Origin of the sequence: Pseudomonas sp. MYb118 (assembly GCF_040947875.1) — a bacterium.
GTDB lineage: Bacteria > Pseudomonadota > Gammaproteobacteria > Pseudomonadales > Pseudomonadaceae > Aquipseudomonas.
This window is the reverse complement of sequence record NZ_JBFRXN010000003.1, coordinates 1,064,839-1,090,960: the sequence shown is the minus strand read 5'-3', so window position 1 is coordinate 1,090,960 and position 26,122 is coordinate 1,064,839. Positions and strand designations below refer to the sequence as shown.

22 protein-coding genes and 1 riboswitch are annotated in these 26,122 nt (G+C 61.0%); of the genes, 8 read left to right on the top strand and 14 right to left on the bottom strand.

Going from position 1 to position 26,122, the window contains the following annotated elements; all coding sequences use genetic code 11:
• Positions 1 to 112 precede the first annotated feature (112 nt).
• Positions 113 to 745 carry a hypothetical protein gene (locus ABVN20_RS26130; protein WP_368558663.1) on the top strand — a complete coding sequence of 211 codons (633 nt, stop codon included), beginning with the start codon at positions 113 to 115 and terminating at the stop codon, positions 743 to 745.
• Entirely contained in the window at positions 714 to 1,712 is a 999-nt protein-coding gene (locus ABVN20_RS26125; protein WP_368558662.1) for a hypothetical protein, read from the top strand. Before ABVN20_RS26130 ends, ABVN20_RS26125 begins: the two co-directional genes overlap by 32 nt.
• 70 nt (positions 1,713 to 1,782) lie before the next feature.
• Here the strand turns inward: ABVN20_RS26125 and ABVN20_RS26120 are convergent, their stop codons facing one another.
• The 5 genes from ABVN20_RS26120 to ABVN20_RS26100 all read right to left on the bottom strand — a co-directional run bounded on the left by ABVN20_RS26120 (position 1,783) and on the right by ABVN20_RS26100 (position 5,857).
• Complete coding sequence (locus ABVN20_RS26120; RefSeq protein ID WP_368558661.1) at positions 1,783 to 2,550, bottom strand: SDR family oxidoreductase; 768 nt, start codon at positions 2,548 to 2,550, stop codon at positions 1,783 to 1,785.
• Between the two features lie 23 nt (positions 2,551 to 2,573).
• Positions 2,574 to 3,641 (bottom strand): phosphotransferase family protein, encoded by a 1,068-nt coding sequence (locus ABVN20_RS26115; protein ID WP_368558660.1) that lies wholly within the window; start codon positions 3,639 to 3,641, stop codon positions 2,574 to 2,576.
• A 145-nt stretch (positions 3,642 to 3,786) separates the two neighbouring features.
• Positions 3,787 to 4,752, bottom strand: coding sequence for a 2-hydroxyacid dehydrogenase (locus ABVN20_RS26110; protein WP_368558659.1), 966 nt, complete (start codon positions 4,750 to 4,752; stop codon positions 3,787 to 3,789).
• A 107-nt stretch (positions 4,753 to 4,859) separates the two neighbouring features.
• Positions 4,860 to 5,444 (bottom strand): TetR/AcrR family transcriptional regulator, encoded by a 585-nt coding sequence (locus tag ABVN20_RS26105; RefSeq protein ID WP_368558658.1) that lies wholly within the window; start codon positions 5,442 to 5,444, stop codon positions 4,860 to 4,862.
• Between the two features lie 29 nt (positions 5,445 to 5,473).
• Positions 5,474 to 5,857, bottom strand: a complete 384-nt coding sequence (locus ABVN20_RS26100) for a tautomerase family protein (RefSeq protein WP_368558657.1) — start codon at positions 5,855 to 5,857, stop codon at positions 5,474 to 5,476.
• A gap of 267 nt (positions 5,858 to 6,124) precedes the next feature.
• Between ABVN20_RS26100 and ABVN20_RS26095 the strand changes: the two genes are divergently transcribed.
• On the top strand, positions 6,125 to 7,405 hold the full coding sequence (locus tag ABVN20_RS26095; protein ID WP_368558656.1) for a serine/threonine transporter: 1,281 nt from the start codon (positions 6,125 to 6,127) through the stop codon (positions 7,403 to 7,405).
• Between the two features lie 507 nt (positions 7,406 to 7,912).
• Positions 7,913 to 9,547, top strand: a complete 1,635-nt coding sequence (locus ABVN20_RS26090) for a SulP family inorganic anion transporter (protein ID WP_368558655.1) — start codon at positions 7,913 to 7,915, stop codon at positions 9,545 to 9,547.
• Between the two features lie 215 nt (positions 9,548 to 9,762).
• On the opposite strand, the gene acnB is transcribed toward ABVN20_RS26090, so the two are convergent.
• Complete coding sequence (gene acnB / locus ABVN20_RS26085; RefSeq protein ID WP_368558723.1) at positions 9,763 to 12,372, bottom strand: bifunctional aconitate hydratase 2/2-methylisocitrate dehydratase; 2,610 nt, start codon at positions 12,370 to 12,372, stop codon at positions 9,763 to 9,765.
• A gap of 407 nt (positions 12,373 to 12,779) precedes the next feature.
• On the opposite strand from acnB, the gene ABVN20_RS26080 reads away from it, so the two are divergent.
• Positions 12,780 to 13,250 (top strand): DUF1289 domain-containing protein, encoded by a 471-nt coding sequence (locus ABVN20_RS26080; RefSeq protein ID WP_368558654.1) that lies wholly within the window; start codon positions 12,780 to 12,782, stop codon positions 13,248 to 13,250.
• A 138-nt stretch (positions 13,251 to 13,388) separates the two neighbouring features.
• Here the strand turns inward: ABVN20_RS26080 and ABVN20_RS26075 are convergent, their stop codons facing one another.
• Positions 13,389 to 14,252 carry a universal stress protein gene (locus tag ABVN20_RS26075; RefSeq protein ID WP_368558653.1) on the bottom strand — a complete coding sequence of 288 codons (864 nt, stop codon included), beginning with the start codon at positions 14,250 to 14,252 and terminating at the stop codon, positions 13,389 to 13,391.
• Between the two features lie 160 nt (positions 14,253 to 14,412).
• Between ABVN20_RS26075 and ABVN20_RS26070 the strand changes: the two genes are divergently transcribed.
• Positions 14,413 to 15,021: a tRNA-(ms[2]io[6]A)-hydroxylase gene (locus tag ABVN20_RS26070; protein ID WP_368558652.1), complete on the top strand. Its 609-nt coding sequence runs from the start codon at positions 14,413 to 14,415 to the stop codon at positions 15,019 to 15,021.
• Positions 15,022 to 15,047: 26 nt separating this feature from the next.
• On the opposite strand, the gene ABVN20_RS26065 is transcribed toward ABVN20_RS26070, so the two are convergent.
• The 3 genes from ABVN20_RS26065 to ABVN20_RS26055 form a co-directional block, all read right to left on the bottom strand.
• Positions 15,048 to 16,283 carry a serine protease gene (locus ABVN20_RS26065; RefSeq protein ID WP_368558651.1) on the bottom strand — a complete coding sequence of 412 codons (1,236 nt, stop codon included), beginning with the start codon at positions 16,281 to 16,283 and terminating at the stop codon, positions 15,048 to 15,050.
• A 266-nt stretch (positions 16,284 to 16,549) separates the two neighbouring features.
• Entirely contained in the window at positions 16,550 to 18,799 is a 2,250-nt protein-coding gene (locus tag ABVN20_RS26060; protein ID WP_368558650.1) for a TonB-dependent siderophore receptor, read from the bottom strand.
• 96 nt (positions 18,800 to 18,895) lie between these two features.
• Entirely contained in the window at positions 18,896 to 19,384 is a 489-nt protein-coding gene (locus tag ABVN20_RS26055) for a GFA family protein (protein ID WP_368558649.1), read from the bottom strand.
• A 181-nt stretch (positions 19,385 to 19,565) separates the two neighbouring features.
• Positions 19,566 to 19,739, top strand: a riboswitch (yybP-ykoY riboswitch).
• Between ABVN20_RS26055 and mntP the strand changes: the two genes are divergently transcribed.
• The gene (gene mntP, locus ABVN20_RS26050; protein ID WP_368558648.1) at positions 19,740 to 20,309 is read left to right on the top strand and encodes a manganese efflux pump MntP; all 570 of its coding nucleotides are present in this window, start codon (positions 19,740 to 19,742) and stop codon (positions 20,307 to 20,309) included.
• 164 nt (positions 20,310 to 20,473) lie between these two features.
• Here mntP and ABVN20_RS26045 read toward each other — a convergent pair whose 3' ends face one another.
• Together ABVN20_RS26045 and ABVN20_RS26040 are read right to left on the bottom strand one after the other, a co-directional pair.
• Positions 20,474 to 21,100: a DNA-3-methyladenine glycosylase gene (locus tag ABVN20_RS26045; RefSeq protein WP_368558722.1), complete on the bottom strand. Its 627-nt coding sequence runs from the start codon at positions 21,098 to 21,100 to the stop codon at positions 20,474 to 20,476.
• 22 nt (positions 21,101 to 21,122) lie between these two features.
• Positions 21,123 to 22,205 carry a bifunctional transcriptional activator/DNA repair enzyme AdaA gene (locus ABVN20_RS26040; RefSeq protein WP_368558647.1) on the bottom strand — a complete coding sequence of 361 codons (1,083 nt, stop codon included), beginning with the start codon at positions 22,203 to 22,205 and terminating at the stop codon, positions 21,123 to 21,125.
• A gap of 180 nt (positions 22,206 to 22,385) precedes the next feature.
• Here ABVN20_RS26040 and yfcF point away from each other — a divergent pair, with 180 nt between their 5' ends.
• Positions 22,386 to 23,018, top strand: a complete 633-nt coding sequence (gene yfcF, locus ABVN20_RS26035) for a glutathione transferase (RefSeq protein ID WP_368558646.1) — start codon at positions 22,386 to 22,388, stop codon at positions 23,016 to 23,018.
• A 12-nt stretch (positions 23,019 to 23,030) separates the two neighbouring features.
• Here yfcF and ABVN20_RS26030 read toward each other — a convergent pair whose 3' ends face one another.
• Together ABVN20_RS26030 and ABVN20_RS26025 are read right to left on the bottom strand one after the other, a co-directional pair.
• Positions 23,031 to 24,392, bottom strand: a complete 1,362-nt coding sequence (locus ABVN20_RS26030; RefSeq protein WP_368558645.1) for a J domain-containing protein — start codon at positions 24,390 to 24,392, stop codon at positions 23,031 to 23,033.
• A 6-nt stretch (positions 24,393 to 24,398) separates the two neighbouring features.
• The gene (locus tag ABVN20_RS26025) at positions 24,399 to 26,090 is read right to left on the bottom strand and encodes an Hsp70 family protein (protein ID WP_368558721.1); all 1,692 of its coding nucleotides are present in this window, start codon (positions 26,088 to 26,090) and stop codon (positions 24,399 to 24,401) included.
• Positions 26,091 to 26,122: the final 32 nt, after the last annotated feature.

Sequence of the window (26,122 nt, the reverse complement as noted above, 5' to 3'; positions counted from 1 at the left end):
GCGCGGAGTCGTCCATGATTACCGTGTCGGGAATTTGTCAAATCACTGACTTATATTGATCATTGGTTGACGGGTTTCTTTCTATAATGCTCCGAGTATCGAAATCATTGCCATGACTATAAAACGAAACCCCGCAACGAATGCCCCAGGTCCCGTTTACATCTGCCACGGCGCTACAGGGCAGCAATGCCATGTCCTCAAGGTTATTCCTGAACCTGATTCGCTTTGGGCGGGTAATGGTGTCAGTTTTCATGACATCACCGGCGGCGATGGCTCATCCATCGTGGTCAATCCAGCAGCCGGTGAGTACCGGAAATTTGAATCGACCGGAGTGTCGTTTGAACTTGACTGTTCTGCGGATGGCAAGGATGGGGAATTGCAATTCCGGTTACGCAGTGAATATTCGGCAAATGCATATCCAATCGAGCTGCGGCTGGGAGATTACCTGCGCAAACTGTCGACCAGGCTGGCCCCACCCGAATTCGTTTCCAGGGGCGATGAGGTAAAGATTCAGGTTGCCGTTGAGTCATTTTATATTGCTGGAAAAATGCTTGGCGGGGTTACTGTCGAATGGTGGAGGGGCGATTTGCTGTTAGCCACCTTGCCGACCGACGATTCGGGTGTGGGTACGTTTATTTTTACTGCGGATACGCTAGGTGATAACCAGATTTTTGCGAAAATATTCAATCAATATGATGACAGTGTTCTTTCGCTTGAACATAACTTCAAAAGTTGTGACGGATGAGCCGTGGAAAGGCGTGCGATGGTTCATCAACGGTGAGGCAGTGGTACCTCCGATTAAAATAGAGCGTGGGAAAGCCAGTCTTTTGAAGATGGTCGCTCCTGAATTGAAAGGCGCCGTCGTCAAACTGAATGCCATTGATGCGGATCGTTTGAAATTTGTTGCCGTTCCACGGTTTGATGAGGACGTTGTACTGGATGAAAATGGTGCAGCGCAGTGGACACTCACCCAGTCGCAGTCAATCAGCGCCGTTCTACGGTTGACCGTAGAAACCAATCAGTCGCCTGTTAAATTACAAGATTCATTTTTCGTCATGTCCAAGAATCTAGCGGATGAAGTAGGCTTTTTGTTGGAAGGGGCAATAATTCCTCCAGAGGGTGCAGAGTTCATTGGTGGGGAGTCGAAATCACTCAAGCTCAGCTATTTCAATGCTGAAGTATTGGAAAGTATGCCTCTTGCTATTGAGGTGGAGATCGAATCTGGCCTCACACCGGGCGACATTGAGAGTGTGCCGGCTACAGGTGAGCTTGTAAGTAAGCACGATTGGTTGGTTTCAGCTGCCGAAAAGAATGGGACATTCAAGATCAAGTTACATAGCTTCGATTGGGTTACGCCGCTGTATACTCCCCTCCTGCGATTAAAAACCGTGGAGACGGTTTTTATATTCATGGATAAGGGCCTCAATCCATTGCCGGTTCCTCCGGAAGAATTTCTTTTACCGGCCAGCGTTCCCATTCAGAACATTGTTGCAATTCTGAAAAATACGGATGGTGTGCCTTTCAGAGATGTGCCTGGGGTATTTCATCATCCAGGTATGCAGGATTTTCCGTTTAAAACAAATGCCGACGGAAGGGTGAATTTGTGGGTGCAGAATCAAGAAAATTCATCTGGTCATACATTTAAAGTCAGCGCCGTGGTCGAACTCGAAACGGAAAGTAGAGTGGCTGATTTATTAGTTCGAATTGTCTAGCGTTCTCGATTTGCCTCTGTTGAACCCTGCGGCAGGGGAGAGGCAAATCGAGTCACTCACCTGAAGTCAATCAGGACAAAAACCCACCATCCACATTCAACGAAACCCCAGTCGTATAACTGGAAGCATCACTCGCCAAATACAACACCGCCCCCGCCATCTCACTCGGGTCCGCCACGCGCTTGAGCGGAATCTGCGCCAGCGCGGTGTTCAGAATCGCCTCATTTTTCACCAGTGCCGAAGCGAACTTGGTGTCGGTCAGCCCCGGCAGAAGGGCATTGCAGCGGATGCCGAATTGCGCGCATTCCTTGGCGAAGACTTTGGTCATGTTGATCACCGCGGCCTTGGTCACCGAGTAGATGCCCTGGAAGATGCCGGGGGAGACGCCGTTGATCGAGGCGACGTTGATGATGCTGCCGCCGCCGTTTTCGCGCATCAGCTTTCCGGCTTCCACGGACATGAAGAAGTAGCCGCGGATGTTGACGTCGACGGTTTTCTGGAAGGCGCTGAGGTCGGTGTCCAGCACGTTGCAGAATTGCGGGTTGGTGGCGGCGTTGTTGACCAGGATGTCGAGGCGGCCGAACTGTTCGCGGATGCCGGCGAAGACCTGGCTGATCTGTTCCATTTCGCCGATGTGGCAGGCGACGGCGGTGGCTTTGCCGCCGGCGGCGATGATGGCGTCGGCGACGTGCTGGCAGCCATCCAGTTTGCGGCTGGAGACGATGACGTGGGCGCCTTGCTGGGCCAGCAGTTTGGCGATGGCCTCACCGATGCCGCGGCTGGCTCCGGAGACGAAAGCGATCTTGCCGTCGAGGTCGAACAACTGGGTCTTGGACATGGGTGTTCCTTATTGTTGGGCCGTCAGAGGCTGGATTTCTGGATGACTTGCAGGCTCATCTGCTCCAGCACCTTGTTCACGTGGATGAACGAGGCGAAGCGTTTGTCCTGGGTCTGGCCATGGAAGAAGCGGTAGTAGATCTGCTGCACGATGCCGGCCAGGCGGAACAGGCCGTAGGTGTAGTAGAAGTCGAAGTTGTCGATCTGGATGCCTGAGCGTTCGGCGTAGTAGTCGACGAACTGCTGGCGGGTCAGCATGCCCGGTGCGTGGCTTGGCTGGCGGCGCATCATCTGCACCGGCGCCGGGTCGCTGGCTTCGATCCAGTAGGCGAGGGTGTTGCCCAGGTCCATCAGCGGGTCGCCGATAGTGGTCAGTTCCCAGTCGAGCACGCCGATGATCTGCATCGGGTTGTTCGGGTCGAGGATCACGTTGTCGAAGCGGTAGTCGTTGTGCACGATGCTCGAGGTCGGGTGGTCGGCGGGCATCTTGTCGTTGAGCCAGGCCTTGACCGCTTCCCAGTGCGGCGCGTCCGGGGTCAGGGCTTTCTCGTAGCGATCGCTCCAGCCCTTGATCTGCCGCGCCACGTAACCTTCGGGCTTGCCCAGGTCGCCCAGGCCGCTGGCGTTGTAGTCGACCTGGTGCAGTTCGACGAAACGGTCGATGAAGCTCTTGCACAGGGCCTCGGTTTTCACCGGGTCCAGGCCCAGCTCCGGCGGCAGCTCCGAGCGCAGGATGATGCCCTTGACCCGTTCCATCACATAGAACTCGGCGCCGATCACGGCTTCGTCGGTGCAGTGCACGTAAGCCTTTGGGCAGTACGGGAAGGCGTCTCGCAGTTGGTTGAGGATGCGGAATTCACGGCCCATGTCGTGGGCGGACTTGGCCTTGTGGCCGAACGGCGGGCGGCGCAGGACGAACTCTTGTTCCGGGTATTCGAGCAGGTAGGTGAGGTTCGACGCGCCCCCCGGAAACTGGCTGATCTGCGGCAAGCCACTGAGCCCTGGAATGTGCGCCTTGAGGTAAGGGTCGATCAGGCTGGCATCGAGCTCTTCGCCGGTACGGATGCGAGTGGACTTGTCGTTGAGCGTCATGCTTATCCCTATTGTGCTTGTTCTAGAGGCCTGCGGGCTGTGTTTAATCTAATGCGCGCACCCGGCCCCCACAACCGTGATCAGCCCTTATAGGCAGGCGTGTTGCCGGACAATCATTGCTTTTGATACAAATGTTTGAATTGTCCTACAGGAAAACCTTCGGCTCGCTCGTGGGCAACTCGACCGGTGTCAGCACCGGATCGCCGGAGAAATACGCCATCAGGTTGCGTCCGACCAGTTCCACCGTGCCCTGGGTCGCCTCTGGCGACAGGCCGGCGACGTGAGGGGTGAGTATCACGTTGCTCAGGGCTTTCAAGGCATCCGGCACCTGCGGTTCATGGTCGAACACATCCAGCGCCGCCCCGGCAATGCGCCGATGTTCCAGGGCGCTGATCAGGTCTACGGTCGAGACCACGCTGGCCCGGGCGATGTTGATCAGGAAGCCGTTGGGCCCCAGGGCGTCGAGCACCGATTTGTTGATCAGGCTGCGGGTGCCCAGGCCGCCCGGCGTAGCCACCACCAGGAAATCCGCGGTGCGGGCCAGTTCAGTGGGCGTCGAGCAGAAGGTGTACGGCACATCGCTGCGGTGCTGGCGGTTGTGGTAGCTGATGCTCATGTCGAAGCCGTTGGCCGCGCGCTTGGCGATGGCCATGCCGACGGCGCCGAGGCCGAGGACGCCCATGCGCTTGCCGGCGAGGGAAGGGCGCATGATCTTCGGCCACTCGCCCCGGCGCACGGCGGCGTCGGCGCGGGGAATGTCGCGCACCAGTGCCAGCAGCATGGCCATGGCGTGGTCGGCCACCGAAGAGGCGTTGACCCCCGCGCCATTGGTGACGGTGATGCCACGGTCGGCCGCGGCTTGCAGGTCGACGTGTTCGTAGCCGGCGCCGATCACGCAAATGATCTTCAGCGCTGCCAGGGCGGCGATTTCATCCGCGTAAAGGCCCAGCGGGCCGCGAGTCAGCACGGCGTCGATGCGCGCGCCGTGGGTGGCGATGGCTTCGGCGCGTTCGGCGGGGGTCGGGGCCAGGATCAGGTGAAAGCCCTGATGTTCGAGAATCGGCAGGTAATCGTTGATGGTTTCAACCAGGACCAAAACGGTTGCGGGCATGCTGGGCTCCTGTGGCGCGAATATTCCCTGAAATTTACGTGCAAGCGCGTTGGCAGCGCATATTTCGCGGTGCTGCCAGATGATCATAGCGGAACGGGAGAGGGTGGTTATGACGTTGTCAAAAAGCTTTGCGCGGCCTGCAGGATTTCGTCGGACAGCTCATCACCACGGGTGGCCCGGGCCAGTGTCAGCGCGCCGACCATCAACGCATATTGCACCAGCGCCTGTTGGCGATCGCGCTCGGGATCGCCGCTGTCCATCAGCGGCGCGAAGGTGTCGAGCAGCGCGTCGACGCCTCTGACGAAGGTCTGGCGCAAGCTGCTGTCTGTCGCTTCGTGGCACATGTCGCCGACAAACGCCGCCACCGGGCAGCTTTCGCCCGGATTGTCGCGACTGGTCGTCGAGAGGTAGGGTTCGATCACGGCCTGGCGCGCGGCTTTTTTATCCTCCTGGGCATTCATCCGTTCGATCCAGCGTTCGCCGGACTCCTTGAAGGCACGGCCAAAGGCTTCCTGGGCCAGTGCCTCCCTGGATTCGAATTGCCCGTAGAAGCCGCCATGGGTCAGGCCCGCGGCGCCCATCAGATCAACGACGCTGATGCCATGCAGGCCCCGCTCGCGAAACAGCCGCGTGGCGGCCTCGACGACGATTTCGCGATTGAGTTCGGCTTGCTTGCGGGAAACACGGGGCATTGGCGGCTCACAAAGATCAGGGTTTGGGTTCAGAGGGCGTACTGGGCGATTCCGTTGCCGAACGACCAGTTTTCTTTTTTCACTTCCACCAGATTAATGAAAATGTCCTCCAGGCGCACCGCCAACTGCCCGTGAAGGCTGTCGGCAATGGTTTTGTAGAGCAGTTTCTTCTGATCCACGGTGCGGCCTTCGCTCAGGGTGATCTGAATCACCACCAACTGGTCGGTGCGGTGGATGCCCAGGTATTGCGGGTCAAAGATGAAATGCTGCTCATCGTGCTCGTTGAGGATCTGGAAATTATCGTTTTCCGGCACGTTGATGGCGCTGTGCATGGCGGCGTAGACCAATTGCCCGACGCGTTTGGCAAAGGATGGGTCCTGGTGCTTCTTGATGTCGATGCGAACCAGTGGCATGAGCGAACTCCAGAAGGATGCGGGTGCGCTTCAAAATACATGATGTAGAAACTTTATAAAATCGGCGAATGCTGATTTAGTCCCGCAAACGTTGGCGTAAACGTGCCGTTTCATCTGATCCGTAGCACCATTCCTCAGCTAAGTCTTTGCTTCTGTTGATTAATCCCGGACAATCGCGCCCCTGTTTCGGCCAGGGCACTGCCTGTCGGGTTTTTCCGACTCGTCCTGGCCGGGTAGCAACCGACCGGAATGCGGAGATCCCACCGGATGAATGATCAGGCCAATAGCGTCAGCGAACGCTATGCAACGGCGAAACCTGTCAGCCTTGAAGGCTGGAATCGTCATGACACCACCTGGATGCTCGGCCTGTTTGGCACGGCCATCGGCGCCGGCACCCTGTTTCTGCCGATCAATGCGGGCCTGGGCGGCTTCTGGCCGCTGCTGATCCTCGCGCTGCTGGCGTTCCCCATGACGTTTTACGCACACCGCGGCCTGACCCGTTTCGTGCTGTCGGGCCGTGAGGGCGCGGATATCACCGAAGTGGTGGAAGAACACTTCGGCATCAAGGCCGGCGCGCTGATCACCTTGCTGTACTTCTTCGCGATCTTCCCGATCCTGCTGATCTACAGCGTGGCCCTGACCAATACCGTGGGCAGTTTCCTCGAACACCAACTGCACATCATGCCGCCACCGCGCGCCGTGCTGTCGTTCGTGCTGATTCTTGGCCTGCTGGCGGTGGTGCGCTGCGGCGAGCAGGTGATCGTCAAGGCCATGAGCCTGATGGTCTACCCGTTCATCGTTGCCTTGCTGTTCCTCGCGGTGTTCCTGATTCCGCACTGGACCGGCGGCATCCTGACCACGGCCAGCACCGTGCCTGAGTCGTCGACGCTGCTGCATACCCTGTGGCTGGCGATTCCGGTTATGGTGTTCTCGTTCAACCACTCGCCGATCATCTCGGCCTTCGCCGTCGACCAGAAGCGTCGTTATGGCGAGCACGCCGAGGAGCGCAGTTCGCAGATCCTGTCCCGTGCCCACCTGTTGATGGTGGTGATGGTGCTGTTCTTCGTGTTCAGTTGCGTGCTGACCCTGTCGCCAGCGCAACTGGTGGAAGCCAAGGCGCAGAACCTGTCGATCCTGTCGTACCTGGCCAACCACTTCAGCAACCCGACCATCGCTTTTGCGGCGCCGTTGATTGCCTTCGTGGCGATTTCCAAGTCGTTCCTGGGCCACTACATCGGTGCCAGCGAAGGCCTCAAGGGCCTGATCGTCAAGAGCGGCAAGCGCCCGACGCCCAAAGCCCTGGACCGCATGACCGCCGCCTTCATGCTGGTGGTGTGCTGGATCGTCGCCACGCTGAACCCGAGCATCCTCGGCATGATCGAGACATTGGGCGGACCGGTGATCGCCGCGATCCTGTTCCTGATGCCGATGTATGCCATCCGCAAAGTCCCAGCCATGGCCCGCTACCGCGGCCAGGCGTCCAACGTGTTCGTGGTGGCCGTGGGGTTGGTGGCGATTACGGCGTTGATCTATTCCCTCAGCGCGTGATTTGTTGCGGGTGATCCCGATTTTGTGGTCGCCCCGATCCCGATTTTGTGCTCACCCCGATCCCTGTAGGAGCGAGCATGCTCGCGATGGTGGCCCAGACGCCGTGGGGTGTCAGATAGCCCACGTCATCGTTGACGACCATCGCGAGTAAACTCGCTCCTACAGTTACGTGGGTGACCTCGATTTTGTGCTCGCCCCGATCCCTGTAGGAGCGGGCTTGCCCGCGATGGCGGTGGGTCAGACAGTCCGTCATCGCGAGCAAGCTCGCTCCTACAGTTACGTGGGTGACCTCGATTTTGTGCCCGCCCCGATCCCTGTAGGAGCGGGCTTGCCCGCGATGGCGGTGGGTCAGACAGTCCGTCATCGCGAGCATGCTCGCTCCTACAGAAGAGGGTGAGGGTGAAGGTGACCTGGCACATTCACACCATCCCCGTTTGACAGTTAAAGTGGCCGCTGCGCGACCTGCACGCAGCGGCTTTTTTTCGTCTGTCCAACGGAGACTCCGGATTGCCTGACCCCTCGACCCAACGCGTCAGCCGCTGGCCAGACCTGCTGGCCGGTTTGTCGATTGCCGGCTTGTTGCTGCCCGAAGCCGTCGCCTATTCCAGCATCGCCGCCGTCGCCCCCCAGGCCGGGGTGATTGCGTTGTTCGCCGGTTTGCTGTGCTACGGGCTGTTTGGCAGCAGCCGATTCGCCATCGTCTCGGCCACTTCGTCATCGGCGGCGGTGCTGGCGGCGGCTACGGCGACACTGGCCAATGGCGATGCGCAACTGCGCTCGGCCCTGGCGGTCGGCCTGGTGCTGGTGACCGGGGCGTTTTTCCTGCTGGCGGGGGTGTTCCGCCTCGGCAACGTCACGTCCTTCATTGCCAAGCCGGTGCTGCGTGGTTTTGCCTTCGGCCTGGCGCTGACCATCATCCTCAAGCAGGTCGCCAGTGTGGTCGGCGTGCACCTTAGCGAGCCCAACCTGGTGCGCTTCCTGCCGCAACTGCTCGAGCAACTGCCAGCGTGGAACTGGCTGGCCGCTTCCGTTGCCGGCATCACGCTGGTGCTGCTCTGGCTGTTCGCTCGCTCGCGGCGCCTGCCCGGTGGCTTGCTGGTGGTGATCCTCGGCATTGCCGCCGGGCAATGGCTCGACTTGCCGGCCCATGGCGTGCGGCTGATCGGGGTGATCGACCTGAGCCTGGAAGTGCCGAACCTGCCGGTGCTGCCGTTCGCCGACTGGCTGCGCCTGGGCGAGTTGGCGTTCGCCATGGTGATGATCCTGTACGCCGAATCCTACGGCTCGATCAGCGCCTACGCACTCAAGCATGGTGACCGGGTGCAGTCCAATCGCGACCTGCTGGCACTCGGCGCCTCCAACCTGTTGTCGGGCCTGTTCCACGGTATGCCGGCTGGGGCTGGTTACTCCGCGACGTCGGCCAACGAAGCGGCGGGCGCCACATCAAAGCTGGCCGGTGGCGTAGCGGCGCTGGTGGTGCTGCTCATCGTGCTGACGGTGCTGCCCTACATTGCCCTGACGCCGGAGCCAGTGCTCGCGGCCATTGTCATCCATGCCCTGGCGCGGGGCTTGAGCCTGCAGCCTCTGGGACGCTATTTCATCTGGCGGCGTGACCGTGTGCTGGTGCTGTGCGCGGTGGGCGCCGTGCTGGTGCTGGGCGTGCTCGACGGTTTGCTGGTGTCGGTGGCGATCAGCGTGCTGCTGATGCTCAAGGAGATGTCGGCAGCGGACATCCAGGTGCTCGGGCGAATCGACGGCGGGCATGACTTCGTCGAGTTGCAACGCCACCCGCAGGCCGTCACCGAGCCTGGCATATTGATCGTGCGGCCCAGCGAGGCGCTGTTCTTTGCCAATGTCGAACGGATTCTGGGTGCAGCGTTGCACCTGATCCGTCATTCGCAGGCGCCGGTGCACACGGTGATCCTGAGTTTGGAGGAGACGCCGGACCTGGATGGCACCAGCATCGAGGCCATGCAGGACTTCTTCGCGCGGGTGCATCAGGAGGGCAAGCGGTTGATCCTGGCGCGGCTCAAGCATCCGGCGGCGAGTGCGCTGGAGCAGTTGCCGGAATTGGTGGCTAATGGGGTGACCTTGAGTGGGTTGAGTGTGGATGGTGCGGTGAAGGAGGCGCTGAAACACTGACCTACTGTGGGGAAACTACTGTGGGAGCGAGCCTGCTCGCGATAGCGGTGTGTCAGCTCCATTTATAGCGGCTGATTCACCGCTATCGCGAGCAGGCTCGCTCCCACAGTGTGTATCCCACAGTGGATCTTCAACAAAGGTTCTTCCAGAGAATCCAGGCATAAAAAAACGCCGCCCATCTCTCAATGGGCGGCGTTTTTCATTGCGTTGCAGCGTTAGGCTTGAACGACCGGGATCTTGGCGTTCGCAGCAGCTTCACGGAACTCGGCAATCTGGTCGAAGGACAGGTAGCGGTAGACATCGGCCGCCATGCTGTCGATCTTGCCAGCGTATTCCATGTATTCCTCGACGGTCGGCAGGCGACCCAGGATGGAAGCCACGGACGCCAGTTCAGCCGAAGCCAGGTAGACGTTCGCGCCGTCACCCAGACGGTTCGGGAAGTTACGGGTCGAAGTCGACACCACGGTCGAGTTCGGCTCTACACGTGCCTGGTTACCCATGCACAGCGAGCAGCCCGGCATTTCCATGCGCGCGCCAGCCTTGCCGTAGATGCCGTAGTAGCCTTCTTCGGTCAGTTGGTGAGCGTCCATCTTGGTCGGCGGCGACAGCCACAGACGGGTTGGCAGCTGACCCTTGACCTGATCCAGCAGTTTACCGGCAGCGCGGAAGTGACCGATGTTGGTCATGCACGAACCGATGAACACTTCGTCGATCTTCTCGCCAGCAACGCTGGAGAGCAGACGAGCGTCGTCCGGATCGTTCGGCGCACACAGAACAGGCTCGTTGATGTTGGCCAGATCGATTTCGATCACTTCGGCGTATTCGGCGTCGGCATCGGCTTGCATCAGTTCAGGATTGGCGATCCAGGCTTCCATCGCCTTGGCACGACGTTCCAGGGTACGCGCATCGCCGTAGCCTTCGCCGATCATCCAGCGCAGCAGGGTGACGTTGGACTGCAGGTACTCGGTGATCGACTCTTTCGACAGCTTGATGGTGCAACCGGCAGCCGAACGTTCGGCCGAGGCGTCGGACAGTTCGAAAGCCTGCTCCAGGGTCAGACCTTCCAGACCTTCGATTTCCAGGATGCGGCCGGAGAAAGCGTTTTTCTTGCCTTTCTTCTCGACGGTCAGCAGACCGTTCTGGATGGCGAAGTAAGGGATGGCATGAACCAGGTCACGCAGGGTGATGCCAGGTTTCATCTTGCCCTTGAAGCGCACCAGGATCGACTCAGGCATGTCCAGCGGCATGACGCCGGTGGCAGCGGCGAAGGCGACCAGGCCGGAACCGGCCGGGAACGAGATGCCCATCGGGAAGCGGGTGTGCGAGTCACCACCGGTACCCACGGTGTCTGGCAGCAGCATGCGGTTCAGCCACGAGTGGATGATGCCGTCGCCCGGACGCAGGGACACGCCGCCACGGGTCATGATGAAGTCAGGCAGGGTGTGGTGGGTGGTCACGTCGATCGGCTTTGGATAAGCCGCGGTGTGGCAGAAGGACTGCATTACCAGGTCAGCGGAGAAGCCCAGGCACGCCAGGTCTTTCAGCTCGTCACGGGTCATTGGACCGGTGGTGTCCTGGGAGCCGACGGTGGTCATCTTCGGTTCGCAGTAGGTGCCAGGACGCACGCCCTGGCCTTCTGCCAGACCGCAAGCCTTGCCGACCATTTTCTGCGCCAGGGTGAAGCCCTTGGTGCTTTCAGCGGGTGCTTCCGGCTTCTTGAACAGGTCGAACGCAGGCAGACCCAGTTCGGCGCGAGCCTTCTCGGTCAGGCCACGGCCGATGATCAGCGGAATACGACCGCCAGCACGAACTTCGTCCAACAGCACCGGAGTCTTCATTTCGAAGGTGGTCAGGACTTCGTCGGTGCCATGTTTGCAGACTTTGCCAGCATGCGGGTACAGGTCGATGACGTCGCCCATGTTCATGTTGGAAACGTCGAACTCGATCGGCAGTGCGCCAGCATCTTCCATGGTGTTGTAGAAGATCGGAGCGATCTTGCTGCCGAAGCAGAAGCCGCCGGCACGTTTGTTCGGCACGTAAGGAACGTCGTCGCCGAAGAACCACAGCACCGAGTTGGTCGCCGATTTACGCGACGAACCGGTACCGACCACGTCACCCACGTAGGCAACAGGGAAGCCGCCGTTGCGCATTTCTTCGATCTGCTTCATCGGGCCAATAGCGCCCTGCTGATCAGGAACGATACCTTCGCGGGCCATTTTCAGCATGGCCAGGGCGTGCAGCGGGATGTCCGGGCGCGACCAGGCGTCTGGCGCCGGGGACAGGTCGTCGGTGTTGGTTTCGCCGGTGACCTTGAACACGCGCAGGCTGATTTTGTCGGCCAGGGTAGGGCGTTTGATGAACCACTCGCCGTCAGCCCAGGATTTCAGTACGCCTTGGGCGTGAACGTTGCCATTCTTGGCGCGTTCAGCGACATCGTGGAAGGCATCGAACATCAGCAGGGTGTGCTTGAGCTCTTCTGCGGCCACTGGCGCCAGTTCGGCGTCGTCCAGCAAGGTCACCAGGGTGGCGATGTTGTAGCCGCCCTGCATGGTGCCGAGCAGTTCAACAGCGCGCTTCTTGTCGATCAGGGGGGACTTCGCTTCGCCCTTGGCAACGGCGGACAGGAAGCCGGCCTTGACGTAGGCTGCTTCGTCCACTCCTGGCGGAACGCGATTGGTGATCAGGTCAACGAGGAAAGCTTCTTCGCCAGCCGGGGGATTTTTCAGCAGCTCGACCAGGCCTGCAGTTTGTTCGGCGTTAAGCGGCTGGGGAACGATACCCAGTGCTGCGCGCTCTTCGATATGTTTGCGGTAGGCTTCAAGCACAGTTATTACCCTCATCAGTGGTCCCAAATGGGTGTCCGGGACGCTCATCCCGAAATTGCCGTACTCATGCGCTGCATGGCGTTGTGAGCCACTTAGCCAGAATTACCGACAATTCCTTACAGAAGCTGCTTTCAAAGTTTTACGCCTGCAGAACGGGAGCTGATGAGGGTTGGCGTTGGGCTTTTCCCCGCTGGAAAAACCCTTCGCCAACACCGCTCTGAAGGAACGACTGTGCTCGTGACGCTTTGAAAACAGCTTCTTACGGACATTGGCGCCTAAAAAGGCAGGCTGATTCTACGGCAAAAAAAAATTAAAGGTAAGTTCGACCCTGAACTTTGAGGGGTGATGAATGTTAGACAAAGGGCTAACATGCCCGCCTGTCCTGCTGCCTCATGCTTTGTTGACCTATGCCCAATCAGACCATCAAGACCCCCTGCGTCGGCCTTTGCTCCACTGTTTACGGTGATCTGGTCTGTCGTGGCTGCAAGCGTTTCCACCATGAAGTGATCAACTGGAACGGTTACAACGAGGAGGAAAAACGCGCGGTGTGGTTGCGCCTGGAGCAGCTGCTGTCGCTGGTGATGGCCGCCAAGGTCGAGGTTTTTGACAAGGATCAACTGCGCCGGCAACTGGAACAGCGCAAGATCCGCTTCGTACCGCACCAGTCGGAATATTGCTGGGCCTACCAGTTGATCGCCCGCGGGGCGCGGGTGATCACCAACCTTGAGGCCTACGGGATGGTGTTGCTGCCGGAATTCCGTGACTGGAACCTGCCGGAACTGCGGGATGCGATTGATCGGGAGTTCTTTTTGCTCTCCGAGGCGCATTACCAGCGCTACATAGCGCCGGGGTTTCTCAAGGATGCCCTAGGCAGCTGAAAAGACCTCCTGTAGGAGCGAGCTTGCTCGCGATGAGGCCGGCACAGCTGGCATCTCGGCTGGCTGACAGGGCGCCATCGCGACGGTTCGACGCCTCGACAAGCTCGCTCCTACAGGGGTAGGGCGACAGGCCTGATATCAATGCTGCGCCACCATCTCCTCCAGATGGTCCATGACATCCAGCGGCTTTAGCACCAGCACATCGCTTTCCAGCGCATCGAGCACCACTTCCGCCGTATTACCGATCAACGCTCCGGACAACCCCGAGCGCGCCACGGTGCCGATCACCGTCACGGCGGCGTTCAGTTTGTGCGCGGTGTAGGGGATCAGCACATCCGCCGGGCCTTCCTCGATGTGCAGGTGCGCGTCGTCGATGTCGAACTCGGCCTGGAACGCCTTGCACTGTTCGCGATAGCGCGCTTCGATGGTCTGGCTCAATTGCATCGACGGGTCGGCCGCTGACAGCATCGGCGAAGGGTGGGCACTGATCACATGCAGACTGGCCTTGGCCAGGCTGGCGATGTCGAAGCCGTGATCGACGATGGTGGCGTGCAGGTTACGGTGTTCGCCGTCCAGGTTGCCGACGTCGATCGCCGCGAGGATGACGCCGCCGGTCCAGGGTTTCGCGGTTTTCACCAGCAGTACCGGGGTCGGGCAGTAGCGCAGCAGTTTCCAGTCCGCCGGGGTCAGCAGGGCCTTTTTCAGCGAACTGTCGGGGAAATGCTGCTTGATCACCAGCCCGCAGCCTTCGGCTTGCTGCACATCGACGATGGTTTCGTGCAGGCTCTCGTTCCAGGCCTGTTCGGTGGTGACGCTGTAGCCGTCCGCCAGCAGCGCGGTCTTGAGCACACTGAGCATGGCGCTGTGATCATGCTTGCGATCACAGACCAGCAGATGCAAATGGGCCTGGGTCACGCCGGCAATCAATTTGGCCCGTTTGAGCGCCAGGCTTTCCGCGTGTTCAGGTTCGATGACCACCAGAATGCTGCGTATGGCTTGCATGATCGGCCTCTCCAGAAAGTAAAAAGCACAACGTTGCACAACTATAGTTGCTGGCCGCGCACCCGGGACTTGATGCATATCAACGGTCACGGCTGGTGGTCTGCGGGCGGGCCGGTATAATCGGCGCCCTTCGATTGAACCACTTATGTCCGTGAGCCCCATGATCCTTCCCGAAATTCACGAGTTCCTTGGCTGCCGCACCCCCGACGGCTGGGTCCAGGCCGCGCTGGCCGATCAGGAAACGCTGCTGATCGACCACAAGAACTGCGAATTCAAGGCTGCCAGCACCGCATTGAGCCTGATTGCCAAGTATCACTCCCACGTTGACCTTATCAACATGATGTCGCGCCTGGCGAGGGAAGAATTGGTGCACCACGAACAGGTCATGCGCCTGATGAAAAAGCGCAAGATCGAACTGCGCCAGCTGTCCGCCGGGCGCTATGCCTCGGGGCTGCGCAAAGTGGTGCGCAGCCATGAACCGGTCAAACTGGTGGATACCCTGGTGGTCGGCGCGTTCATCGAGGCCCGCAGTTGCGAGCGTTTCGAGGCGCTGGTGCCGTACCTGGATGAAGAACTGGGCAAGTTCTACTTCGGCCTGCTCAAGAGCGAGGCCCGGCATTTCCAGGGTTACCTGAAACTGGCTTATCAGTACGGTGACGCCAAGGATATTGCCCAGGTGATCGAGCGGGTGCGGACGGCCGAACAGGAGCTGATCGAATCCCCGGACGTGGAGTTTCGCTTCCACAGCGGTGTGCCGGCCATCAACTGACCGGCACGTCCCCAGTGCCACAATGATCAGGGCAGGGTGACTGGCGTTCTTTCTACCAGTTGCGCCGGGGTGATCCAGGCGCTTTTCATCAAGGCGGCGTCCGGCTTCTGGTTGACGGATTTCACGCCGACCACGCACAGGTAATGCATGCCGGGATCACGGGCGACAGGCGCATCGAGTACCGTCTTGTTGGCGCTGATCACACCACTGTATTGACGGGATGACCAGCAGTCCCTGGCTTCCCGGGCGGTTTTGTAACGATAGTACGGTGTTCTCACCAGAAACTCCGTGCTGATCGTTGGAGCGGGATCGGTGGCTGACGCCGGCATGACCAGGTATTGGGTGGGGAAATACTCCAGGTGCGCAATTGGAAATCCATATCCAGCCGTGCAGGCATTGGCGACTTTGGTAAAAGCACCCTTCCTGAAGCAGCCCGCCAGATAGTCCGCAGGGTGGCTGTAATGGGTATCGGCGAACCATTTGATCTTGCCGTTGCGAGCTTCGCACGGTGCATTGTTGTCGCAGCGGTTTTCAACGGAAGCGCCGCCAGTGCTCGTCGCGACGACGGCAAGAATCTGGCCGCTCAGGCGGTCGAGGACGGGGCTTCCGGACGATCCTGGCAGCACTTGCCTGCAGCGGTTTTTCAGCGCGCCGACATAGACGCGATCGCCTTCCACCAGGTCGGCCGAGGTGTATTGCTGGGCGCAGGCCGCCAGGCGCAGCCCTGAGTCGGGCAGGTGTTCCGGTGCGTTGACGATCAACACGTCCGTGGACACTTCTGCCCATTGCGAGGCGAGGCGCAAGGGCGTAATTCCGTCGGCAATCAAAGTGGCCAATGGCACTTCAAGTTCATAGAGTGCGATGTCGCTATTGTCGTAGTCCTGCCAGACGGCGGACTTTATCGCATAACTTTTCGACGTGCTGTAAGTGTCGTTGAAGTAGTTGAATTTGACCGACTCTTTATATTGGCCTGAAGGCTTCGGACCACTGACGCCGGGAATGCAATGGGCCGCTGTCAATAAATAGGCCGGCCCTGTTGCGCGGTTGGCGTAGTCGCGGGTGTCCAGCAGGCTTGCGGTGCAGCCGGGCACGTCATCGAGGAACATTTTGCCCACGCCGTTCCAGTGTTTGTAGCGGTTGTCGGCGTTCTTCAGCAGCACGGCGTCGGACTCGTTGGCCAGGCCTTCGCCGAGGTCTTTGGCGTGCACGGTAGCTGACAGGGTCAGTGTGATGAGGGGTATTAATAGATATTCTTTTTTCATGACCATTCCATGGTGTTTGCAAGTTGTTAAGTTGCAGTCGTAAGTGTGGTTGCAAGTCGGACAATAGGGTCCTGAATTGGCCGCTGCAAGTTTATGAAAGTTGGAATGGTGTCAATGTTTTGCGAGGGATTTATGGCTGGTAGATCTTCGTTGTTTTTGCGGGCGTTATCGCGAGCAGGCTCGCTCCCACAGGGATCGCATCAACGCTGAAGATCCATTGTGGGAGCGAGCCTGCTCGCGATAGGGAGGCATCGCCTCCCTCCAGATCAGAAATCCCAGCGCGTCGTCAGCATCAGGTTACGCGGCTCGCCATAGAAGGTCGTCCCGAAGTTGCCCAACCCGGTCAGGTACTTCTTGTCGAACACGTTGTTGGCGTTGGCCGTGAAGCTCAGGTGCTCGTTGTACTGGTAGCGGGTCATCAGGTCCACGAGGGTGTAGCCGCCCTGTTTGAGGGAGGTGGCGCCTTCGACCGGGCTGCTGCTCTGGCCATAGAAGGCGCTTTGCCAACTGATGCCGCCACCGACGGTGACCTTGTCCAGCGCGCCGGGCAAACGGTAAGTGGTGAAGGTGCGCACCAGGTGTTCCGGCTTGGTGGTGGCCAGCGGGTAGCCATAGATGCGTTGCTCCTGCTTGTCGCGGGTGCGGGCATAGGTGTAGCCGGCGGACAGGTTCCAGCCATCGGCCAGCTCGCCGGCCAGTTCCAGTTCGATGCCTTTGGTCCTGGCGCCCGGGATGGCTTCGTACACGTCCTGCCCGGTGCCGTCGGTGGTGACGTACTGGGCGATGTTTTCCTGCTCGATCTGGAAGTAGGCCAGGCTGGCGTTGAGTTTGCCGTCCAGATAAGCCGCTTTCAGGCCGGTTTCGTAGCTGTCGCCTTCAACCGGCTTGAGCGTCGAGCCCGCCGCGTCCTTGTAGGTCTGCGGCTGGTAGATGTTGGTGTAGCTGGCGTAGACCGAGTAAGTGTCGTTCAGGTCATACACCACCCCGGCGTAAGGCGTGACCACGCCGTGTTCCTTGTAGCTGGCGTGGGTGTCGGTCTGGCCGGCGCCGGGGTAGTAGTTGTAGTCCTCGTTGTACTTGAAGGTACTGACGCGGGTGCCGAGGATCAGCGACAGATCATCGGTCGGGCGCAGGCGCGTGGCCAGGTAGGCGCCGTTCTGGCTGGTGGTGCGCTCGTACTTGCCGTTTTTCGGGAAGTCCTGTTCCGGCAGGTTGCCTTTCCAGTCATAGATACTGCCCGGCACGCTCCCGGCGCCCGGGATCACGCTGTCGAACGTCGCACCGGTCTGGCGCGAATGCGAGGTCATGAAGCCGGCCGTCAGTTCGTGCTCGCGACCGCCCAGGGTAAACGGGCCGGAGACGTTCACGTCCGCGGTGTTCTGCACCCTATGACCTTCCCAGCGACCCCAGTACAGAAACATGCCTTCACCGGTAGCGCGGTCAGGGGCGCCACCGCTGGCCGAAGCCAGGCGCGTGTCGTGGTCGGTGGTCTTCTGGTTCAGGCTGACCTTGAGTTTCCAGTCGTTGGCCAGCGCCTGCTCCAGCGACGAGAAGTAGGTCACGGTGTCGAAATCACGCCGACTCCAGTCGGCGCCAGGGTTGAAGCTACGCGGGAAATCGGTGCGACCGCCGTCGGCAAAGTACACGGTGTTGCCGGTCCAGGAGCTGCCGCGCGGGGTGGCGCTGGACTTGTCGATGCCGAAGGTCAGCAGGGTGTCGTCGGTCAGGTCGGCTTCGAGGATGCCGTAGTACATGTCCTTTTTCTGGCTGTAGTGATCAATGTAGGAATTCTTGTCCTGGTACGAACCGACGAAACGGCCACGTACGCTGCCGGTGTCATTGAGCGAACCGGAAACGTCACCGGTGGTGCGGTAGTTGTCCCAGGAACCCACGGTACCGCTCAGCGAAGCCTTGAATTCCTTGGTCGGCTTCTTGCGGATCAGGTTGACCGTGGCGGACGGGTCGCCCGAACCGGTCAGCAGGCCGGTGGCGCCCTTGATCACTTCGATGCGGTCGAGGCTGGCGGCGTCGTCGCCATTGTTCGGGTTTTCGCCGTAGACGCCGTCGTATGGCTGGTTGACGCCGTCGTACTGGAAGTTGGTGATGGCAAAACCACGGGCGGAAAATTCGGTGCGGTCGCTGTCGTACTTCTGCGTCGAGACGCCGGGGGTGTTGCGCAGGGCGTCGCTGACACTTTGCACGCCCTGGTCGTCCATCTGCTGGCGGGTGACCACGGTGACCGATTGCGGCGTCTCGCGTGGCGACAAGGCCAGGCCGGTGGCCGAGGACGTCGAACCGGTGGTGTAGGAATGCGTACCCTCGGTGGTCGCGCCCAGGGCCTGGGCGGAAATGTTGGTGGCACCCAATTGCAGGGCGCCGTCTTCCTTGGCGGTGGTTTTGCCGTCGGTGGTTTGCGCCGCATGGGCGGTGGTGGCAAGGCTCAGCAGGGCAGCCGGAAGGGCCAGCGCCAGCGGGCGCAGGGCAAAGCGCAAGCGCGCAGCGAGATGGTGCGACATGGAAGTCCCTTTGTATCTGATCGTTCGGAAATGAATGTTTCTGAGGGGTTAACCGAACGAAAAAGGCAAAGGGGAACTGCCGGGTGAAAAATTCTTTCAGCGGCTCAAACCCAAGCGTTCATGCCACTGGGCGATGGACTCTTCGGGGTAGACGTCGAACTGCTTGTCCCCGGGCTGCGCCTGGACTTCGACCCAGGACGCTTTCGAGCCGAGCATCAGGTGGGTGTGTTCCGGCGGCACCGGCAGCGGGGTGTCGATGGCCGAGGCGAAAGGGTGGATCAGCTCCGGCCATTCGGGGCTGAACAGCCACAGGCCGCTGCCGCAGACGCTGCAAAAGTGCCGCTCGGCGCTGCTGCTGTGGGCGCGCTTGGCGCCTGCTTCCTTGAGGCGGGCGTGATAGATGGTGATGTGTTTGCGTCCGCGCACCTTGAGGGTCGCGGCATCGCCGCCGAGGTTGATCGCGTGACCGCCGCTGCCCTGGGTCTTGCGGCAGATCGAGCAGTAGCAGCGTTGGTAAGGGTAGGGGTGGGCGCTGGTGAGGCTGAATGTGACGGCGCCGCAGTGGCAGGAACCTTCCAGGTGCATGGGGGTGCTCCATGGGGTAAGTGGGTGGTGGGTTTAGCCTAGAAGGTTTGTGGTGGGCTGCTGGCCTCATCGCGAGCAAGCTCGCTCCTACAGGGGATTTGTGAGCGCTGAACATCCAATGTGGGAGCGAGCCTGCTCGCGATGCCTTTCATGCATTTTTCACAAACCTTCGGTTATGCTTCCGAACCTCTTTGGGGAGTAACCTGTTTGCGCGTCTGCGCAAGCGCCCGTATCAACATTCTCGGCAACCTGCCGTGGTACGGGCACCTTCTGGTTGGTGAGACCATCGACATACCTGTGCCGAAGTCGGGCGCGCGGGTGTGTCGTGGACTCAAGCCCGACCGGATCGATCGGTGTGAATCTAGCCTCTCTCGTTTTCCTCGCCTTCGCCATGTCCACCGATGCCTTCGCGGCTTCCATCGGCAAGGGCTCCAGTCTGCACAAACCGAAATTCCTCCAGGCCCTGCGCGTTGGGGTGATCTTTGGCGTGATCGAAGCCATTACGCCGATTGTCGGTTGGTTGATCGGCCAGGCCGCCTCGCAGTTCGTCTCCAGTTGGGACCACTGGATCGCCTTCACCTTGCTGCTGCTCCTGGGTCTGCACATGATCTACAACGGCATGAAGGCCGATGATGAGGAGGGGGAAGAGGAGAAACCCAAACAGCACGGTTTCTGGCTGCTGGCGGTGACCGGTTTCGCCACCAGCATCGACGCCCTGGCAGTGGGCGTGGGCCTGGCCTTCGTCAACGTCAACATCTGGCTGGCGGCGGGCCTGATTGGTCTGGCGACCATGACCATGGTGACCATTGGCGTGATGCTGGGCCGGGTCATTGGCCATGTGATTGGCAAGCGGGCGGAGATTGTTGGTGGGGTGGTGTTGATCGTTGTCGGGGCGACCATTCTGTACGAACATCTTTCGGCTTGATGGCCCCCTTGTAGGAGCGAGTTTACTCGCGATGGTCGTCAACGATAACGTGGGCTGTCTGGATGCCCGCGGTGCCTGAACCACCATCGCGAGCAAGCTCGCTCCTACAGGGATCGCCGCGTACCTGTAGGAGCGGGCTTGCCCGCGATGAACAATAACGCGGTCTATTTGCCCGGCACCCGCCACAAATACCACGCCGCCACCGTCCGATACGGTCGCCACGCCAACCCGATCTCGATCATCTGCCGGCGCGTCGGCTGTACCTGCAACCCCTTCAGCCGCCGATACCCCTCGCGCACGCCAAAATCATCGGCCGGCAGAATATCCATGCGCTCCAGGCTGTAGATCAGCAGCATTTCCACGGTCCAGCGCCCGACACCCTTCAGGCTGACCAGCTGTTCGATCAGTGCTTCATCGTCCATGGCCAACGCCGTCGCATAGTCCGGCACCACCCCGTCCAGCGTCGCCTGGGCAATGCCCTGAATGGTCGCGATCTTGCTCGCGGAAAACCCGCAACCGCGCAGTGAATCGAAACTGCTGGCCAGGATCTGCTCGGGCCTGGGAAAGGTCTCCTCGGGAAACAACCCCCGCAGCCGCCCGATGATCGCATCCCCGGCCTTGGCGTGCAGTTGCTGGTAGGCAATCGCCCGCACCAGCGATTCATACGGGTCACGCGCCGGGTGCGGCTGATGCAGGCAGGGGCCGATGGCGGCAACATGGCGCGCCCAGTCGGCGTCGAGGCTGGCCAGCAATTCACTGGCGGGCTGGTAGGAATCGTTTAGGGCGCTCAGGGGTGATTTCCTTTCGGTTCGATTAAAACGCCAGTTGCCGGGTGACTTGCACGGCGGCGTTTTCCAGGCGCAACAGAAATGCCTTGCGCGGCTGCCCGCCACCATAGCCGGTCAGCGAACCATCGGCGCCAATCACCCGATGGCAGGGCACGACAATGGAAATGCGGTTGTGCCCATTGGCCAGGCCCACGGCGCGGCTGGCCCCCGGTTTGCCCAGCTTCGCTGCGATGGTGCCGTAGGTGCTGGTCTGGCCGTAGGGGATCTTGCCGAGCTCGGCCCACACCTGCCGGGAGAACTCGCTGCCGGGCATGTGCAGCGCCACGGTGAATTCGCTCAGTTGGCCGGCAAAATAGCGCGCCAGTTCATCCTCGATCTGTTGCAGGTGTGCGTTGTGCCCGGGGGCCACCGCATAACCAAAACGGTTTTGCAACGCTTCGACTTCGCCGGTCAGCGCCGGCCGGTCGAGAAACTCCAGCAACACCAGCCCGCGTCGTTCGGCCATGGCGATCATCGGCCCCAGTGGCGTGGTCAGGCGGGTGAACAGCAGGGGTTCGCTGTTGGCGGCGCGGCCAGGGGTGATGTGGAAGGATTTCTGGAAGGCCTCGCGAAAGCCGCTCAACGACTCGTAGCCGGAATCGAACGCGACGCCGTCAATTGAGTCACCTTGCTTGATCCCGCCCAGTGCCATGCCCAGGCGCCGGGTGCGCAGCCATGCGTGGAAGGTCATGCCGAAATGCTGCTTGAACCAGCGCCGCAGCTTCAACGGCTCGATGCCCTCGGCCAGCAGATGGGCATCGGTCCAGCGCAGTTCGGGATCGGCGTCCACGGCCTTGAGCAGCTTCTGCACCCAGTCCGGGGCGATAGCCGCGGCGTCCAGCGGTTTGCAGCGCAGGCAGGCGCGGTAACCGGCGGACAGGCAATCGTCGGCATGGGCGAAGAACTCGACGTTTTCCGGCTTGGGTTTGCGCGCCGTGCAACTGGGGCGACAGAAGATCCCGGTGGTCTTGACCGCCGTGAAGAACACCCCCTCGTAGGTGGTGTCGCGCTCGAGCATGGCGCGAACCATCTCGGCGTGGGGTGGAAGCAGTGCGTTTTGTAGGTTCATGGGCTGAGCATAAGGCGTGCCGGTGTCGGGCTCCACCGGAAAATCGACAGGGAATTTTCCCGGCGAGACATCTCATGTACACAGTATTCCGCCGGGGAATACGCCCATGAAAATCATCCATTTCATTTATCGCCGCGGATCTCGTAGCGTAAAGCCTTCATGCATATGGAGATGATCGCCGTGACCCATTCCCCCCTGCGCCTGTACGTCGACGCCCAATTCACCAGCCCCTATGCCATGTCGGCGTTCGTGGTGTTGCGCGAGAAGGGTATCGACTTCCAGATCAGCACACTGGACCTCGATGCCTCGCAGAACCTGGCGGCGGACTACGCCAGCCTGTCGCTGACCCAGCGTGTGCCCACCCTTGTGCAGGGCGATTTCGCCTTGTCGGAGTCCTCGGCCATCACCGAATACCTGGAAGAGCTTTACCCGCAGGTGCCGGTTTACCCCCGCGACATCAAACAGCGCGCCAAGGCCCGGCAAGTGCAGGCCTGGCTGCGTAGCGACCTGCTGCCGATTCGCCAGGAACGCTCGACCCTGGTGGTGTTCTACGGGCAGAAGTACGGCCCGTTGTCGCCCGACGCCGAGGTGGCCGTGGGCAAATTGCTCGCCGCCGCCCAGGCGCTGCTGGCGGACGGTCGCGAGTACCTGTTCGGCCAATGGTCGATTGCCGATGTCGATCTGGCGGTCATGCTGAACCGCCTGATCCTCAACGGTGACCCGGTGCCGCCGGCGCTGGTGGCCTATGCCGAGCGGCAATGGCAACGGCCCTCCGTCCAGGAGTGGGTGAGGCTGCAACGCCCCGCGCTGTGATGCAGCGTAGAGCTAGACCACCACCTTCATCTTCGAATACACCCACGCCGCCATCACTGCCACGGCGATCAGGATCAGGATGCCCTCGCGTTTGAGGAAATGCCAAGGCAGGCGCCCGACCTTCAGCTTGATCGCCCGCACCCCACGGGCCCACATCGACAGTTTGCCGCCGCTCAGCGCGGCGTTGGTGAAGTACAGCGTGCCGAGGAACACCAGCACCGGGCTGACGCACTGCAGCCATGGCACCGGCTCGGACCAGACGTAGGCCAGTGCGGCGGGCGCGGTGCAGGGGACCACGTAGCGCAAGACCAGCAGGCCGGCGCCTTGTCGGTACAGGCTGGGTGGCAACAGCCATCGGCTGAGCCGTACATCCAGATGCCCGGCGAACACAGCGCCGGTGTGCCAGACCTGATAGACCTTGGTACCCAGCCACATGAACATCGGAACCAGCAATGGCATCAACAGCAGGGTACCCATGACGCTGGATTTTTTCCCACCGGCAAATATCGACACGATGAGCAGCACCGACAGGCTCAACCACAGGAAAAGCGTTGAACCGCTATAGCTGGTGGCGGGCAACCAGTCGCGCCAGTTGTCCAGCGGTTGCAGGCCCAGGCGTTCGGGCAACTCGGGGAACTGGTATTCGATGCTTTCGGCCAGTTGGGAAAAGCGCTGCCAGTCGGTCGCGGTGAAGTAATCGGCGATGCCCCGACGCTGCTCGTCGCTCATGGGCTTGAGCAGCAGCGCTGCTGCCTGCCCATGGAGTTTGTCGGCATCGAATCGGGCAAGGTCAGCGCGCAGGGTTTCGGCCATCGCTTGCATTTCGCAGCGCCGGATCAGGCGGTCCCAGCGCCAGTACTCGCAGGGCAGATCGCCTTGGGTTTCATCCCAGCCCATGGCCTGGCACGCACCTTCGAAAAAGCCGGGCGACCAGTCGGGTGCGTCTTCGAGCCAATCCAGCACCCATTGATCGAACTGCTGGCGGCGCTCGAAGGGCAGCAGCCACTCACTGGTCAGCCAATGGCGCAGCGCCTCCACCACCTGACGCTCCTTGCCTTCGGCGAGCCATTGCTGCATCTGCTCCGGGGAGGGTTCGGGCGGGTTGACGGTAATCGCCTGGTCGACCGGCTCAAGGGCAATCGGCTGTGTCGCGTGCTCGGCAACGGGCGCCGCCGGCGCTGCCAGCACGATATCGTCGTCGGCCTCGTCACGCCAGCGCGCCTCGGCCAGCGCCCCTTCATAGGCTTCACGCAGGCGCTGGAACGCCTCGGGGTCATCGCCCGGCCGACAGCTCTTGAGCAGCCGCGCATAGGCGCGCTTGATGCTGCGTTCGTCCGCATCCGGGGTGAGGTCGAGCAGTTGCCAATGGTTCATGACGGCTCAGACCTCCCGCTCGAAATGCGCCAGGCGCTGGCTGATGTCGCTGCGGGCTTCGCGGATCTGGCGTTCGTCCTGGGTGTCGAGCATCTGCTGGAAGTAGTTCGCCAGGTGCGCGATGTGTTCGCGACCATCGCCCAGGCTTTCCTGGTACAGGCGGTCGAGGCGGGCCAGCAGCAGGGTGTTCACCTGTTGATCGCGCGGGTGCACTTTCAGCGCTTCAAGGGCGGACAGGCGCTGGGCGATTTCTTCCGGCGCCAGTACCCCAGGATTGTTCTCGATCACCAGCCGGCGGGTTTCGCCGTTGATGGGCAGGTGCACCTGGGCTTCGAGCAAGCCGTTGTTGTCGTAGGTGAAGCGCACGTCCAGGGCGACTTCACCGGCCTTGCGCGGCGGCACCGGGATTTCCAGCTCGCCGAGGAAAATGTTGTGGCTGACCATGCGGCTTTCGCCCTGGTAGATGGCCAGGCTGACCACTTTCTGGTTGTCGCTCAAGGTGTACACGGTGCGCGAGCGGCTCACCGGCACCACGGTGTTGCGCTCGATGATCGGCAGGTAATGTCCGTTCTGAAAGCCGCTGCCCTGTTTCATCGAGGTCTCGATCCCCAGGGTATAAGGACAGACATCGGTCAGTACCACTTCTTCCAGCGATTCATGGCGGGCCTGGAGCGCGGCCTGAATGGCGGCACCCTGGGCGACCACTTCGTCCGGGTTGAGCTGCATCGCCGGGATGCGCCCGAACAGCGTGGCCACCAGTTTGCGCACCAGCGGCATGCGCGTGGTACCGCCCACCAGGAGGATTTCGTCGAGGTCGGCGACCTTGATCCGGGCGTCGCGCAATGCCCGTTCGATGGGCGCGCGCAAGCGGTCCAGCAGTGGGCGGACGATGTCGGCCAGCTCTGCCTGGGTCAGTTCGATGCTCCATTCACGGGACTGCTCGCGCAGGGTAAAGCGCGTTGCCTGCGCCTGGCCCAGCGCATGGCGAACCTGCTGCGCTTCACGCCGCAGGCGCTGTGCAATGGCAGGCAGGGTCGTGTCGGGCAGGTCGGCCGCGCCGATTTTCGCGATGAAGTGCTGCACCAGCAGGTCGTCGAAGTCTTCACCACCGAGGAAGTTGTCGCCGGCGCTGGCGCGCACTTCCATCACGCCTTCGAACAGCTCCAGGATCGACACGTCGAAGGTGCCACCGCCGAGGTCGAACACCAGGAAGGTCGCTTCGTCACGCTGCTCCAGGCCATAGGCGAGGGCGGCGGCGGTGGGTTCGTTGATCAGCTTTTCGATCTTCAGCCCGGCCAGCTCGCCAGCGACGCGTGTGGCCTTGCGCTGGGCATCGCTGAAGTACGCCGGCACGCTGATCACCGCTTCGTTGACCGGCACGCCCAGGGCCCGCTCGGCGTCTTCCTTGAGGCTGCGCAAGAGCATGGCCGAGAGTTCTTCGGCGCGGTAGGCGCGCCCGCCGAGCCGGGTTTCACGGGCACTGCCCATGTAGCGCTTGAACAGCGCGGCGGTGAGCTGCGGGTGGGTGTGCAGCCGTTCGCGGGCGATGTCACCGACCACCAGTTGGCCCTGGTCGTCCAGGCCCACGGCGCTCGGCGTGAGGAGGTTGCCCAGGGCGTTCGGGATGATACGGGCTTGCTCGCCATCCCAGGCCGCCACGAGGCTGTTGGTGGTGCCCAGGTCGATACCGATGATCACAGTCACTGTTCCTTCCATGTCGCGGCCGGGCG